The organism is Alteromonas sp. MMG017 (genome assembly GCF_018100795.1).
In the GTDB taxonomy this organism is placed as follows: Bacteria; Pseudomonadota; Gammaproteobacteria; order Enterobacterales; family Alteromonadaceae; genus Alteromonas.
Map to the genome: position 1 here is coordinate 453,915 of NZ_JAGJDY010000002.1, position 15,520 is coordinate 469,434.

At 43.8% G+C, this 15,520-nt stretch carries 10 protein-coding genes and 1 tRNA gene; 2 read left to right on the plus strand and 9 right to left on the minus strand.

What is annotated here, in order from left to right; all coding sequences use genetic code 11:
* Positions 1-3: 3 nt before the first annotated feature.
* The 4 genes from J8L84_RS04320 to fucP all read right to left on the minus strand — a co-directional run bounded on the left by J8L84_RS04320 (position 4) and on the right by fucP (position 7,635).
* Positions 4-2,580: a sugar-binding domain-containing protein gene (locus J8L84_RS04320; protein ID WP_211069614.1), complete on the minus strand. Its 2,577-nt coding sequence runs from the start codon at positions 2,578-2,580 to the stop codon at positions 4-6.
* Between the two features lie 298 nt (positions 2,581-2,878).
* Positions 2,879-4,399, minus strand: coding sequence for a tryptophan halogenase family protein (locus J8L84_RS04325; protein ID WP_211069615.1), 1,521 nt, complete (start codon positions 4,397-4,399; stop codon positions 2,879-2,881).
* Positions 4,377-5,879 (minus strand): tryptophan 7-halogenase, encoded by a 1,503-nt coding sequence (locus J8L84_RS04330; protein ID WP_211069616.1) that lies wholly within the window; start codon positions 5,877-5,879, stop codon positions 4,377-4,379. Before J8L84_RS04330 ends, J8L84_RS04325 begins: the two co-directional genes overlap by 23 nt.
* 331 nt (positions 5,880-6,210) lie before the next feature.
* Entirely contained in the window at positions 6,211-7,635 is a 1,425-nt protein-coding gene (fucP, locus tag J8L84_RS04335) for an L-fucose:H+ symporter permease (RefSeq protein WP_211069617.1), read from the minus strand.
* Positions 7,636-7,862: 227 nt separating this feature from the next.
* On the opposite strand from fucP, the gene J8L84_RS04340 reads away from it, so the two are divergent.
* On the plus strand, positions 7,863-9,401 hold the full coding sequence (locus J8L84_RS04340) for an altronate dehydratase family protein (RefSeq protein WP_211069618.1): 1,539 nt from the start codon (positions 7,863-7,865) through the stop codon (positions 9,399-9,401).
* Positions 9,402-9,658: 257 nt separating this feature from the next.
* Here J8L84_RS04340 and J8L84_RS04345 read toward each other — a convergent pair whose 3' ends face one another.
* The 4 genes from J8L84_RS04345 to J8L84_RS04360 form a co-directional block, all read right to left on the minus strand.
* On the minus strand, positions 9,659-10,597 hold the full coding sequence (locus tag J8L84_RS04345) for an aldo/keto reductase (RefSeq protein ID WP_211069619.1): 939 nt from the start codon (positions 10,595-10,597) through the stop codon (positions 9,659-9,661).
* A 10-nt stretch (positions 10,598-10,607) separates the two neighbouring features.
* Positions 10,608-11,438 carry an amidohydrolase family protein gene (locus J8L84_RS04350; protein WP_211069620.1) on the minus strand — a complete coding sequence of 277 codons (831 nt, stop codon included), beginning with the start codon at positions 11,436-11,438 and terminating at the stop codon, positions 10,608-10,610.
* 2 nt (positions 11,439-11,440) lie between these two features.
* Complete coding sequence (locus J8L84_RS04355) at positions 11,441-12,454, minus strand: zinc-binding alcohol dehydrogenase family protein (RefSeq protein WP_211069621.1); 1,014 nt, start codon at positions 12,452-12,454, stop codon at positions 11,441-11,443.
* Positions 12,455-13,445: 991 nt separating this feature from the next.
* On the minus strand, positions 13,446-14,222 hold the full coding sequence (locus J8L84_RS04360; protein WP_211069622.1) for an IclR family transcriptional regulator: 777 nt from the start codon (positions 14,220-14,222) through the stop codon (positions 13,446-13,448).
* Positions 14,223-14,748: 526 nt separating this feature from the next.
* Between J8L84_RS04360 and J8L84_RS20380 the strand changes: the two genes are divergently transcribed.
* On the plus strand, positions 14,749-14,910 hold the full coding sequence (locus tag J8L84_RS20380; protein WP_247670556.1) for a sulfatase-like hydrolase/transferase: 162 nt from the start codon (positions 14,749-14,751) through the stop codon (positions 14,908-14,910).
* Positions 14,911-15,301: 391 nt separating this feature from the next.
* Here the strand turns inward: J8L84_RS20380 and J8L84_RS04370 are convergent.
* Positions 15,302-15,391: transfer RNA gene (locus J8L84_RS04370), tRNA-Ser, on the minus strand.
* Positions 15,392-15,520: the final 129 nt, after the last annotated feature.

Genomic DNA, 15,520 nt, shown 5'->3' on the forward strand with positions numbered 1-15,520 from the left:
GCCTTAATTACTGCTATTCAAGGTTATAAAAACAGGCTCAGCACCTTGGGTAGCAACCCGTAAGGTAATATCTCCCGCTACGTCAGTAGACTGAATAATGGCTAAGGCTCGCCCTTGATGAGGTAAAATATTGTCGGCACGTTCGTCTTGTACGCTGTTCTCCCAGCCGTTGTCTACAGCCAATAAGGTGCCAGGACCAGATACACTAAAGCTCACGCTGTCATCATGGTTAAGGACGGTGTTGCCGTTTTTATCCACCAACCTGACATGCACATGAGCAACATCGTACTGATCCGCTTGCATTTGTTTTTTAGTCGACGTGAGTTCTATCGATGCGATAGTTTGGTGGGTATGTAACGCGTACTCTGCAACAGGCTGTCCATCATTGTAACCAACGACCTTTAGCTCGCCTGCTGTGAACGGTAACTGCCAAAATAGAATACGGTTATTGTCGTCACTGATAGATTGCTTGCCCAGTGATATCCCGTTTAACAGTAATTCACTTTGCTCGGTGTTTGAATAAACGTGAACGATAACATCTTGTTGCGATTGATAGTTCCAGCTGTCGTCAACGTCATACCATTCCCATGCTCTAAGCCACTGCATTTGTTCAATAGGGTGAGCACGTTCGGTAAACACCCAACCTTCTTGTTTATTAAACTGGAACTCAGATTCAGCAGCATCTATGGTCGCCAAATAAACCTTAGGTTCGTCAACCCAAAACCCTTCAAATTGATGACCTCGAGGGGTTTTATTGCCCGCATAGTCGAACAGTGAAATCTCTAATCCTTTGCGCGGCCAAGGCCCTGCCTCCCCTTTGTATGCGAAGCCTGTCCAAATAAAAATGCCCGGCACGAATGCACGATCTTTTGCTGCTTTCCACTCTGGCCACGTGCCCCAGTTTTCCGAGCCATAAATTGGTTTATCTGGGTACATCTCGTGGGCTGCGTCGTACTCTTGTGAGCGATAATTAAAGCCTGCAACGTCCAGAGCATCTGCGTACCCACTTACAAAGTTTACTGATGGGGTGACCATACCGGCGGTAACGGGTCGTGATACATCGAGCTTTTTAACAATGTTTGCTAGGTATTTAGCCGTTCGCGCAAGATGGTCGACTTCTTGACCTTTGTTGTTATCAAATTCTTTGCGTACTCTGGCAGGATCGTAAACAGGTGGATTTTTGCCGTGATAATCTTTTTTGTCACCATCCCATTGTTGAGACGCATTGTAGTAAGGGTATGTCCACTCGATTTCATTACCGATACTCCACATGATGACGGAGGGATGATTAAAATCACGGCGGATCAAATCACTTAGATCGCGCTCAGCCCATTGGGGGAAATGCTCAGTGTAGGATTTTACCGCATCTCCCTTGCCGGCGTTATCGCTCAAAAACACCACGCTCTTGTCTTTCGGGCGCAACCAATCATCAAACATTTCAGCGATGATTAAAAAGCCCATCTCGTCAGCTAAATCGAGCAGATCTGTCGAGTGGGGGTTGTGTGCCAATCGCAGCGCATTCACTCCAACAGATTGAAGCTTTTCTAGGCGGTAACGCCAAATTTCTTTTGGCACTGCTGCGCCCACAGCCCCTGCATCATGATGCAGATTGACACCTTTAAACTCAGTGCTTTTGCCATTAAGAAAGAAGCCTTGGTCTGGATCGAAAGCCAGGCTTCTCACGCCAAATTGCGTTTCGGTTGAATCGACAACTCCCAGTTTACTGCGCAGCGCCACCTTAGCAGTGTACAAGGTCGGTTGTTCAAGCGTCCACAGCTGGGGACGCTGCAACTGCAGTTCACTGTTTATTACAGTTGCCTGGCCTTGTTTGAGCTTGGTTTTTGATGCAGCAACTCGCTTACCATCTGGGTCTAATATTTGGACATCTAGATATAAGTTCGAGCTATTAAACTCTTTAGCTTCATTTATACCTGAGAGTGCAAGGTCAGTGAGTGCCAGCTCTGCACGGACAGAAACACTTGCTTTATCGGCGCTGACCTTGGGCGTTAAGACTTGAACTCCCCAATGTTCGATATGATTTTGATTGGCTTTCACCAATCGAACGTCACGGTATATTCCAGAACCGGTATACCATCTTGCGTCATTGAAGGCTGTGCGATTCACTTTGACGGTGACCATGTTTTTACCCGCTAACGCATGTGCTGACAGATCGATAGCAAAGCTGCTGTAGCCGCTGGGACGTCGCCCTGCAAAGTGGCCGTTTATCCAAATTTCAGCATTGTTATAAATGCCATCAAATTCGAACCACATGGCTTTACTCATGTCACTTTGAGACAACGAAAATGTCTTCCGATACCAGCCTATTCCACCTGCTTTAAAGCCGGTGCTTGATGCGCTTTTTTCTTGCGAATAGGGTAAATCGACCGACCAATCGTGAGGTAACCTTACTCGCTCCCACTCAACGCCTTCAGCGTTATCAGGGATAAAGGCCCCTTCTACTTCGCCAAGATGGAACTGCCAGTCAAAATTAAAATCTATCGTTTTTCTTGCTTCGGTACCGGCTAAAGCGCAGCTGCTCAGGCAGCCATATAGTAATACGATAAATGACCATTTTTTCATTTTTTATCCCTTAACGAGTAGCAGATGAAGCTATTTTCTGGAGTGCTGCCTTTCTTCTGAAGTACCGCTTTTCTTCAAAAGATCGGAATACAGAGCTACTTGAACAGCGAACAACAAAATAACTTAAAACCTCACAAAAAAGCGTCACAAATAAACCTGCAACATATTGTTCGTTACATCCTAATCAAGCTAGATAAGAGAAAGTACAATCGTTGCGACGAGAAATAACAGCATCATGTCTTTTACCGGATGGGTGCATAAATTACGGGTGCAGTTTTGCCACAAATGCGCACCAGTGTTAGCGTTGTTTTAACTCAGCTAGGGCGACGTCATGCGGTGGGTAATGCTTTGCACTAGTTTCAACAAAGTGTTTAATTTTTTGCATATCAATACGCATTGGTGCGGGCAACGCCTGTAGGGGCTGTTCGCTTTTAGGAAATACGCCTTTTCCCGCAAGTAAACACAACCATGATTCATGGCCGAAAAGTTGCAAACTCACTGATTCCTCATCTAATACCCGCGGCACACTCTGACCTTGGTGCCACGTTTTTAATATGCGTTGTAATCGCGGCGATGGTGTATGACTACGTGCGGCTTTCCAGTAGGCAGTGTCGTTGCGGCTATTCGCTAAGTAGTGCAATTCAATATAATCACGAACGCAGCTAAACCTATCCATTAACTTATTGTTATAGGCAGCTTGATTGGAACAACCCTCGTGGTCCGTGCTGTTGTCGATTGCGCTGACGAAATCCACGACCGATTGGGTGGCAAAGTGCAGTGCGGTTGCCTCTAACGGCTCTATAAAACCTTGAGACAACCCCACGGCTAACACGTTTTTATCCCAACCTTTGGCGAAGTGCCCAACGCGCATTTTTAGATGGTTAAACTGCGTGCCTTCAGGCAGCCCTAAATGCTGCCTGAATTCTTCTTCAGCCTCTTTTGGAGACTGAAAACGACTACTAAACACGTAGCCGTTACCAAAACGATTGGTCAGGGGTATGCGCCACGCCCAACCTGACGAAAGAGCGGTAGAAAGGGTCATCGAAGGTGTCGTGTCTTCACTGTCGGTTACTATGGTCACCGCTGAGTCATTCAACAAACTGTCGGCAAAACTTTGGTAGGGTACGTTTAAGGTCTTGCCTAAAAGCAGTGAACGGAAACCAGAACAATCCACAAAAAAATCAGCTTCGAACTCTTCTCCTGATGCAGTTGCGACACTAGCCACGCTGCCATCATTCTTCTGCTTTACCTCGCTGATGGTTGCCACCTGATGCGTCACGTTCCACTCCAGGGCCTTTTTCTTTAGAAACTGAGCCAATAACGTTGCGTCAAAATGGTAAGCATAGGCCATATCAAATGGATAATGTTCAGGCTCAATGGGCGCTTTGCGCTGGGTCGCTAATTCACTGGCTAGTAGGTATTGGTCTGGGTGAGCATGCACATCAAATCCACGATGCTTCAAGTGAATGTTTTGAAAAAACTCATGTTGAAAGTATTCATCTAACTGCGAATAAAACGGGTGGAAGTAACTTTTGTAGTTTGGGTCAGACGACCAATTCACGAATCGAATGCCTGTTTTATACGTAGCATTACACGCCGGCATCCATTCTTTGGCGGCAATGCCGAGTTGCTCAAAGAAGCCTTTAATCGAAGGGGTCGTTCCCTCCCCCACGCCTATGGTTCCTATGGCATCAGATTCAATGATCTTTATCTCTACGTCATACTGCTGCCACATTTTGGCTAAGTAACAAGCACTCATCCACCCTGCGGTTCCACCGCCAATAATAATTATTTTTTTAAACGGCAGTGACGTTCGCATGGCATTGACCTTCATCTAATTGGCTTTCGTGTGATTCGAAATTTAAGCAACAACCGTTTAACTTTCTACCCATGTCTTGAATATTATCTTGGATACTCGAAGCTTGGGGATGGGGCTTAGTATCATCTTTAGGGTAGTGCCCCAAGCCAGAAAATAGAGCGTACCAAGCATTGGCTCCATTGATGTCCCAAATAGGCTCCACTTCAAGATCTTGACCATTTAACCATTGGCTGAACAGCATTTTACCTATGGGAGTAAGTGCGTTAGGATTTTGAGGCGTTTGCCAATAAGGCGAATTTCGTCTGGCGTTTAACAGTAGCAGCGTGCTGTGGAACGAGTGAATGTATATAAAGCGACTTTTAATTCTGTCATTATAATCTTGCACGACCGCCGACACGTCATCTGGACTTTGAATACTTGAAACAAAACGCTCAAGCATCGCGAATGTATGAGCAAGTTCATGATCTTCTGTTCCTTGGGTTAAGCCGCAAGCTGGGCCTATTGCAATACAGTTTTTGCTCCACGGCTGAAAGACTAAGCATGCCTGGTTCGCACTAAGATTGCGCTGTAACACATTGTCATACCCTTGCTGAGACATGTGTCGCCCAAGCACTTGTAACGCTTGCTCATCTTGAATGAATTTGCTGCTGTAATGATACTGAAAATGTACTGAGCCTCGTAGGGAGTACTGTTGCACAAAGCCGCAGTCTAACGCCGTCGTTATCACCTCACTGGCGCAGGATCCAGCCGACGCGGTAAAGGTTAACACTCGATCGTTTATTCTTACTTCAGGCAAGGGCTCCTCGCGAAACTCAGGCATGTTTCCGATCAGCATCTTGGCGTTGCCAGTGCAATCGAAAAAGTAATCTCCACTTAGTATCTGGCCTTCGCATTCTACATGTTTCAACCTTCCTTGCTGGTCGAACTGTAGGGTTTCCAGTGGTTTTTGCACTATATCAATACTGTTTGTGGCCGCTATTTGCTGCAGTAAAATAAGCAGCCTATTGGTATCAACTTGATATTGGTAATGAGTTTCAAACGGAAAGTCTTGTGCCTTTGGGGACAAATTCCTTTTTGCTAGCGCTGTGCTGAAAAAGAAATCATCTAAGGTTAAATCGAGCTGATAATGTTGGCGTTTTAATTTTGTCAGCTCAAGCATCAGTGGTTGGTGCAAGATATCAACTTCGGAGGTATTGGCCACGCTAAAAGGTGTCTCGCTAAAGCCTACATAACGGTTACTCAATTTGAAAGTCGCTTTCGTTTGCTGCATCCAATTTGTTTCTGACTGACCAAAGTGCGCCAACAGTGTATTAAGCGCATTCCCAGCTAACATTACTTTAGGGGGCTGATTATCTTCTATCTGCCCCATTAAGGTAATCTTGGTGACAGCTGGGTTATAGGCTTTACGCAGCATTAATGCTGTGAGTAAACCGTGAACGTTTAACCCTATAATAGTAATGTTCTGTGGGATGGGTAACACGGGCTTTTACATCCTTAATCTCGTCTTTTCGTATTTATCTTTGTACACATATCTATCGCTAAGCATATCATCAGTTCACAATTGAATTGATAACCTAGCTTAGAAAACTAGCGTTAAAATAAACATTAAATTCAACGCCAAATCTCACAAAAAGAAAAATTACATATAAATTAAGATTCTCATATTTAATGCGCGGTGTATACGAGTGTCTATTTCAACTGCCAATGCTGTAGCTATTAAACGTTCACAGCACTCACGTCAAGCAAGCAGCTGTTGAGCACAGCGCGCTATACTGCACAACTGCGCTAACGTATTCATATATGCTTTTGGTTTATCGACCATATTTATAGTGAGCGCGATATCCATACAGACATATCACTGCAAAGCAAATGAGGGGCAGCACGAATGACGTTTGCACCGAGGGGATACCGTCGATAAGCGACGCTCCATCAATCATAGAGCCTTGCATGGGGGGCATAAGCGCCCCACCGACGATTGCCATTACTAAACCAGCCGACGCTAGGCTAGCATCTTCGCCCATTCCTTTGAGCGCGATACCATAAATGGTTGGGAACATTAATGACATACACGCTGAGGTAGCTATTAAACAGTACAACCCTGTGTACCCTCCGACGAAGATAGTCCCTAGAGACAAAATAAACCCACCTAAAGCAAGTAACATCAACAGCTGCCCCGGCCTAAAGAAACCGAGTAAAAATGTACATATAAAACGGCTAGCTAAAAATATTCCCATGGCCACCATGTTATAGCTTTGCGCTTCAGAGGCACTTAGCCCTACTGATGTCATGCCGTAATGAATAACGAACGTCCAGCACATGATTTGTGCCCCGACATAGAACGCTTGAGCGATGACGCCCTCTAAATAACATTTGTTGGCAAACAAGCGTTGAAATGTGTTCTTTAATTCAGAGGTGGTCAAGGGCGTCGCTTGTGCCATGGTTTTAGGCAGTTTACTTAACAGAAATACAAAGAACATAATCGCTACCACGACCGCAATAGCCACATACGGACCGCGAACAGTGATGAGATCAGCCGCCTGCATCGTCTGATGCTCTACCGGGTTGTTTAGCGCAAAGTCATATAGTGCATTGGTTAATTTGCCGTCTACTACTGATGGCAGCATTTGCGCATATTCTGGGTGAGCTACTTTTTCTTGCTCTCTAAAGGCTTCAACCCGTAATTCGCTAAGAATATAGCTACTGGCGACGAACATACCTGAGAGTGAGCCTATGGGATTAAACGCTTGAGCCAAATTTAAACGTTGAGTCGATGTATCGGGATGCCCCATAGACAACACGTAAGGATTGGCCGTTGTTTCTAGTAACGCTAAACCGCAGGTTAAGATCCACAATGCAGCTAAAAAGTAAGAAAACTCCATGTATATTGATGCGGGTACAAAAAGACTTGCGCCAATAGCGTATAGCCCTAGACCAAGCAAAATACCGGATTTATATGAGAATCGACGAATGAAAATTGCCGCAGGTATTGCCATCACTCCATAGCCCAAGTAGAAGGCAAATTGCACTAAACTACTTTGCGCATTAGAAATCATAAAAATATCTTTGAACGCTTTCACTAACGGGTTAGTCACGTCATTTGCAAAACCCCATAACGGAAATAGCGAGGCAACCAGCAAGAATGGGACAATGTATTTTGCTTCTAATATTTGGGGCTTGCTCCCCTGATTTTTCTGTATTGATACCGCTTCGGCTGTCTGCTCCATCCCGCTTGACATTCCATCCCCCTTAATTTTATTAGTAGTATTCTTTTTTTATATGTAAACAATTTATGCAACAATTGATTCAACTGAAATTTACATTTCAATTACTTTAAACTTAAATTCTTATTATGTCGACACATCTATACTCGAAAACCATGATTAAATTTAAACCTACATCAATTCAGTAGATTTTTCACATATAAATAGTGTATTTTATATAAAAATATATTTCGAGGTGAGATATGCAGGAAGTAATCAATAAAGATCTCTTAGAGAATGCCGATAAAGGGCAGCGTGCTGTGCTTCAAGTACATGAACAAGATAATGTTCTAATAGCCCTTAAAGACCTATTTGACGGTCAGCAAGTCAGTTACAGTGATACAAAGCTAACATTGCAGGATAATATCAACGCCGGGCACAAAATTGCGATGCGCGACTTCGCGGAGGGTGAAGCTGTGGTCAAATATGGTTATAAGATTGGCAGTACTACACAAACTGTAAATAAAGGCGCGCACATTCATAGTCATAATCTGGTGACAGATCTGGATGGTTCAGAAACCTATCATTATGCCCCCCCGCTAACACCCACCCAGACGATAACCGCCGTCCCCACATTTAAAGGTTATAAGCGTCAATCTGGTCACGTGGGGGTGAGAAACGAAGTATGGATAATCAACACAGTTGGTTGTGTCAACCAGGCAGCAAACCGCATTGCAGAACTAGCGAAAACACAATTTTCATCCCGAGCGGATGACTTCATTGCCAACACCCATCCTTTTGGGTGTTCCCAGTTGGGTGACGATTTAAATAATACGCGAAATATACTCGCCAGTTTAATGCAAAACCCGAATGCAGGTGGGGTGCTCGTTATTGGCTTAGGCTGTGAAAATAATCAACTTGATGCACTGATCCGTTCAACACCTAATATCGACCCTAGTCGCTTACGCTATTTCAATTCGCAAGAAGTCGAAGATGAAGTGCAAGTTGGCTTAGGGCTGGTGAAAGAGCTGTTAGATGTGATGGCTGAGGATCAGCGAGAGGAGGTACCTGTTTCGTCTTTAACCTTGGGCATGAAATGTGGTGGTTCAGACGGTTTTAGCGGACTAACCGCCAATGCCATCGTGGGCAGAGTATCAGATAAATTAACCCGCTTTGGTGGCAGAGTCATACTCACAGAAACACCGGAAATGTTCGGCGCCGAGCAAGTATTGCTAAACAGAGCGAACAACAAGGCAACCTTCAACAACATCGTAAAATTGGTTGACGATTTTAAACAGTATTTTATTGCCCAAAAACAGCCTATCTATGAAAACCCATCACCAGGCAATAAAGCTGGCGGCTTGACCACCTTAGAAGAAAAGTCTCTTGGGGCAATCCAAAAAGGCGGAAAAGCCATCATCAATGAAGTGATAGATTATGGTCAGCGTGCATCCACAGGCCAAGGTATGACGCTATTACAGAGCCCGGGGAACGATGCAGTGTCTTCCACTGCGTTGGCAGCAGCAGGAGCAAATATCGTGCTGTTTACCACCGGACGAGGGACCCCTCTTGGGTTTCCCGTGCCTACAATCAAAATCGCTTCTAATTCAGATTTAGCCCTACGCAAGAAACACTGGATTGATTTTAATGCGGGCAAAATATTGGATGAGAATATTGATATAGACCAATGCGCCGATGCACTCTTTGACTGTATTCTAGCCGTGGCATCGGGGCAAAAAACCAGAAATGAAGAAAATGAAAACCGCGAAATGGCCATATGGAAAAATGGCGTTACCTTATAAAACCGACATTTGAAAGGCTATCCGTTAAAACTAAGGGTTTTTGAACTCAAAGGCTCAAAACTGAAAGGTTAAAACAGTATATTATTCACAAGGGCTGACGTAGCGACACTACTCAGCATCTTTGTGATAACCCCGCCCTTCTGCCTGTCGAGTTCTTATTCCCTGCTTGTTAGCTCTTTTTACAAGGGCAAGTTGCATAAATCGAGTTGATAAAGGGCTAGCTGACGTTGTGATGCCGGCCCTAATCTTATGGTCTTTTATTTGTCTTGATTTTGCACATAGCCTGATTGCCATGTGCATGGAACATTGGCAAAAATCTGTTGAATTTCACTCACTAAAGATGCATCCGGTTGAGATGAAGCCCATTCCACATTTTTTACGATATTCGCGGGGTTCGCGGTGCCAACCAAAGTAGAGGCAATAGATGGGTGGTCAATAGCAAATTGCAAAGCCAAGGCAGTGATGTCTATTCCTTTAGACTGACAAAGACTGACCGCTTTTAGACTCGCTTGTTTGAGCTGCTCACTTCCAGGGTGCCACTGAGGCGCGCCCCGCTCGGTCAGCAACCCCATACCTGTAGGTGAGGCGTTAATAATACCAACCGACGCTTCATCTAATTTTGGGATAATCTCTGCCAATGAGTTGTCGTACAAGGCATAGCGACAGTAGGTCAAAATACAATCAATCTCATATTGACTGATGACTTCACTAAATACCTTTAATGGATATCCGGTCACCCCTGCGTAACGTATTTTACCTGCCTTCTTGAGGGCTAATAGACAAGGAATACTCTCTTGCAGCACTTGGCGCATATCAGCAAACTCAATATCATGTAAAAACAAGATATCGACTTCGTTAACGCCTAAGCGGGAACAGCTTTCATCAAGGCTTGCTTCAATTCGCTTCGCAGAAAAATCAAAATCAGCAAAATCCGCCCCGTAACGCCCTGCTTTAGTCGACAAAATATACTGTTCTCGAGGAATACCTTTTAATGCTTTACCCAGTACCGTTTCCGCTACTGTGTCACCGTAATAAGGTGATACATCAAGGTAATTTATCCCTAAGTCTAACGCGGTGTGGACTGTTTTTATGCCTTCTTGCTCGCTGATATTTCTAAAGACACTGCCTAGCGGTGACGCACCGTAACTGACTTGTGATAGCTTAAGATCTGTCTTGCCTAATTGCCTATAATTCATAATAACCTCACTACAATCGGTAGAATCGTTCGGCATTTAAGCCAAATACATGCTGCGAAAATTCTGGGTAAAGACGGGTGACGTATCGTTCAACGATCTGTATGACTTCCGTGTACGTTGCTGCGAGTTGGCAAACAGGCCAGTCTGAGCCGAACATCACTCTCTCAGGGCCAAAGGCGGAAAACACCACGTCCATATAGGGGATGAAATCAGCTTCTTGCCAGTCTTTATGGTTAGCCTCTGTGACCATACCGGAAATCTTACAATACACATTTTGGTGTTCAGCAATGGCCTGCATATGCGCTTTCCACTGGGCGAAACCTTCACCTGAAGCAATATCAGGTTTGGCGATATGATCAATAACGATCCTATGCTGGGGTAATGTATCTAAAAGCTGACGCGCTTGGGGTAACTGAGTGGCGAAAATTAGTAGGTCATAGGCATAGTCAAATTGATGCAACAATTTCAAACCTTCGACGAAACGAGGTTGTAGCATAAAGTTCGGATCGGGCTCACCTTGAAGCACATGCCGAAACCCTTTCAGCACCTGCTCGTTTTGCCAACTTAAAAGCTGTTGCTCTAAGTTCGGGCTCATTAAGTCAACCCAACCAACAATGCCCTTGATAAGCGGAAACTGTTGAGCGAGAGATAGCAACCACTGCGTTTCCTCAATAGATTGACGAGCTTGAACAACAACAGTGCCATCAATCCCATTGGCCCCAGTCTCTGCTTCTAGTGCCGGAGGAAAATAATCGCGCTTTAAAACACGCTCATCTTCGCCGATCCAATCAAACTCTTCAGGGTTGTACGCCCAAAAATGTTGGTGTGCATCAATCATCATTATTAGTCCATTTCTACCACGGCTTTAATCACACCGGTTTCTGGCTTTGTCCAGCTTTCGAACGTATCCAACACTTCACTAAATTTCCCCGTATGGGTTACTAAAGACCGACTTACTACTGAACCCTCTTTCAAACAGTTAACGACCAATTCAAAATCCTCTAACGTTGCGTTTCTACTACCTAATAAGGTCGTTTCACGCTTATGAAACTCAGGATCATTAAAGCAAATGTCTTTTTTAATAACACTTATAAATACGATTTTTCCGCCATGGGCTAAGTTAGTGAATGTCGACTGCATAGCGTTCACATTACCAGTGCAATCCATTATCACAGTTGGATATTGGCCGTTGGTCAGTGCGGCTAATTGCGCATTCACATCACCTGATGCATCCACCACTGCGTCTAAGTTATATTCTTCTTTACAGAAAGTAAGTTTGTCTTTTTTGATATCTGAGACAAAGACTTTCGCGCCCGCTACTTTCGCAAACTGTGCAGTACTTAATCCTATAGGCCCTGCACCTTGAACCAAAACAGTGTCATCTTTGGTCAGCTTTGCTCGCCTAACGGCATGAGCACCAATAGCGAGACATTCGATTATTGCCATGTCGTTAAATGAAAGTCCATCAGATATCACGACTGCTGACGCTGGCACACTTAGGTACTCACACATGCCACCATCTCGGTGTACTCCTAATACTTCAATATTAGTGCAGCAGTTCGGCTTGCCATTGTTGCACGCAATGCAGTCTCCGCAATGCAAATAAGGAATGATGTAAACCGATGAGCCCACTGGGAGCTCAACGCCCTCACCAAGGCTAACAATTGTACCTGACAATTCGTGACCTAAAACTCGGGGGTATTCAAAAAAAGGTTGGTTCCCTGCGTAGGCGTGAATATCAGTACCGCAAATACCAATAGATTTAATCTTAACTAGCACTTCGCCTGCGCTAGGTGATGGTTTTTCGACATCTCGTTTTTCTAAAATACCGGGCTCAATACATACGATAGTTTTCATCAAAGGGGATCCTAAACGGTCTTCTGGTTCACTTAATCATGTGAAAATCATAACACTTAGGATATAAATTTCTAACTTTATTTTTGTATATGAATATATTTATTTATATTTAATGTATTCAACCAACCTTAAAACATCACTTCTGCAACTGTATAATAGTAGGTTGAGTGCCATAGAAACGCTGCAAAATGTCTCAAAACTTTGGCTTTAATATGACTTAAAACATACCAAAATAATGGTACCCCCCGTTATATAAAGAAACATAATACATTTACCTATAAATAAACATTTGGATACATAAAATAATATCACCCCTTCTAAGCGCGTAGATGCACATAAAGTACTAAAATAACGAAAAGGGGGGGAACGCCTGTGAGTCCGTTTCTAAGCTCTCGCTTCACCACGCTAATATAATTGCGCTTCGTGATAGCGAGTACCCGGATTAGAGCGCAACGGGATGAAAATCCAGCAGCCTGCCAATAACGCAACAGCAAATCAAACTACGAGTGTGATTACCGTCACTCAGCACTACTGTTATTCTCTAATACCAATTCCATTAATTAATTAACCACTCAGCGAATATTTAAAAGAACTTAATCAAGGCGCTTAAACGAAGTAATAGTGGTGCTCTTTCAAGTTTGAGCAACACAGAATAAGTCCTTTTAAAATTCGCCCGAAGGGAATTCCCCAACGGGTTTTGCACTGCGTTCTCGGTATTTGAAAGGGATAAACCATTACTGCACACCGACGTCTTGTTCAAAACCCGCTGGATGAATTCTAAGAGGGCAATTATTTAATGGAATTGGTATAAGGGCGCATAACCTCAGATCACCACTGGAGATATCCACCACGTAAAAAACCAACGTCATCAAACAGGAAATCTAAAAGAAGACAGGTAGAAAGAGAGATATAGATAGAAGTACAAGGAGCAGGAATAACAGAGCGAAAGCGTAGCGCAATCGCTCAAAATGTTAATGTAAACTGATGAGACCTAAAGTTTCCGTACAATCCCATAAGTGACCGCTTTAGAAATTTCTTCAGCTGCCACTTTTAACTCTTTAAGTACATCATCAATGCCCATGATTTCAGGAATGCGCATGATATAAGGGATTGTGAGCGTAGCGACGGCGTGGTCTGAATCAATGATTGGGTAAGACAAATCAGTCACTCCTTGCACAAATGCACTAGGGGCTTTCAAATAGCCTTGCTTAGAGACCTTTTTGCAATCCGCCATAAATTGCTTAACTTCATCTTCACTGTGGTGCTTTTTAAGTAAGTTAATCATTGACTCTTTCTTCTCGGCCGACTGATTAACAAACAAAATTCGCCCGGATGCGGCAAAAACGATGGGACGGCGATAGCCTACTCTCACCGAGTACGACAAGTTACTTGGTGTTTCTACCCGAGAAATAACCACAATCTGTTCTTGTGATTCCACTGCAATATGACAAGACATACTGGTTTTTTCTGCCAGAGAACGCATGATAGGTTGCGCATATTCTAGAATATCTTTGATTGGCTCGTGCTCAGTACCCAACTGCAACAATCGACGAGTGACTTGATATCCGTCGATATCCTCACTTTTTTCAATATATCCTCGTTGTTCCAATACTAAAATCATTCGGTAAATTTCTGCATTTGAACGACCCAGCTTCTCCGCTATGGTGGAAGTACTCAGAGGGGTGGCGTCTTTGGATAATAGCTCGAGAATATCTAATCCCTTTTCTAGGGCTGGCGCTGAGTACTTCTTCGATGATGTCGCTTCCATATTTAAAACCTTATTCGTTTAGTTTGCCCTTGCAAGCAGAATGGCGTTGTTCTTTCTTTTCAAATACAAAATTTCAAAAAGCATATATCAATTTTAGAGCCTTTTGAGTGGATGTCGATAGGTTAACTCAAAAAATAACCAACTGAAACGAGGTATCTTTCTTACCAAACGGGAAAACAAGTCACATAGCCAATTGATACTTTTTATATTTGATTTTACATTGCCAAATACAATTTATTTGAGGTAGCACCATGACGTTAAAATAAAAAAGTGCTACTCATTTTGGCAACTGTTTTTGCGCTCGTGTGATGTGTATCGGCGGAGTCTTCTTCCACTATCCCGTCGACTTCGAGCGCTTCCAGTACAAGCAACGAAACCCAGCAATACAATATTCTATACATCATGACGGATGATCATGTGAGTCACGCTGTAGTCGTATATCAGGAGCGCTTAGCTGAACTGAACTGAACTGAACTGAACTGAACTTAACCCCACTCCCAATCTAAGTGCCTTGGCAAATGAAGGCATGACCTTTACCAACATATTCATTACTAATCCGATTTGCACACCGAGCCGTGCAACGATATTAACCGGTCAGTACAGTCAAACGAAAGGCGTACTCGATCTCAGGGGGAAAATCGCTATATCCCAGCAGCACTTACCGCGATTAATGAAAGAGGCGGGCTAAGAGACATCCATCATTGGAAAGCGGCATTCAAAAGCAGAACCAGGTGTATTTGATTACTATCTAGTACTTGAGTCTCAAGGCACATACTTTGACGCTGAGTTTAGAACAAGAGGCCCCGAGCCTTGGCCTGAAAACGAAACGCAATACAATGGGCATTCTCCAGATGTTGTAACTGATTTATGGTTAAAATGGTTAGAAAATCGAGGGGCCAATAAGCCGTTTTTATTGATGCATCAATTCAAAGCCCCTCACGTTGCTCGCCTGTGGGTTGCGAAAGAAGTGCGTTTTTTTGCTCACAAAAACGTCAAACTTGAAAGGGCAACACCAAATCCTGGTAGATTCAAGACAATAAAAAAGCCCCTACGAAAACCGTAGGGGCTTTTTGTTTATTTGGCGGAGAGAGAGGGATTCGAACCCTCGTTAGGTTTAACCCTAAACACACTTTCCAGGCGTGCGCCTTCAGCCACTCAGCCACCTCTCCAAATCTTGTGCTATCTGTAATGAATGCAAACAGCGAATTACTGCTAAGGCGATTAGTAAGTGTGCACGCTATAAACCTTATGCGGCGAACAATTAACCTTGAGCGCGCGTATAGTAGGTAAAGCGAGTG

Coding starts and splice junctions, on each gene's coding strand:
- J8L84_RS04320 (WP_211069614.1), bottom strand. CDS start 2,580: ATGAAAAAATGGTCATTTATCGTATTACTATATGGCTGCCTGAGCAGC.
- J8L84_RS04325 (WP_211069615.1), bottom strand. CDS start 4,399: ATGCGAACGTCACTGCCGTTTAAAAAAATAATTATTATTGGCGGTGGA.
- fucP (WP_211069617.1), bottom strand. CDS start 7,635: ATGTCAAGCGGGATGGAGCAGACAGCCGAAGCGGTATCAATACAGAAA.
- J8L84_RS04340 (WP_211069618.1), top strand. CDS start 7,863: ATGCAGGAAGTAATCAATAAAGATCTCTTAGAGAATGCCGATAAAGGG.
- J8L84_RS04345 (WP_211069619.1), bottom strand. CDS start 10,597: ATGAATTATAGGCAATTAGGCAAGACAGATCTTAAGCTATCACAAGTC.
- J8L84_RS04350 (WP_211069620.1), bottom strand. CDS start 11,438: ATGATGATTGATGCACACCAACATTTTTGGGCGTACAACCCTGAAGAG.
- J8L84_RS04355 (WP_211069621.1), bottom strand. CDS start 12,454: ATGAAAACTATCGTATGTATTGAGCCCGGTATTTTAGAAAAACGAGAT.
- J8L84_RS04360 (WP_211069622.1), bottom strand. CDS start 14,222: ATGGAAGCGACATCATCGAAGAAGTACTCAGCGCCAGCCCTAGAAAAG.
- J8L84_RS20380 (WP_247670556.1), top strand. CDS start 14,749: ATGACCTTTACCAACATATTCATTACTAATCCGATTTGCACACCGAGC.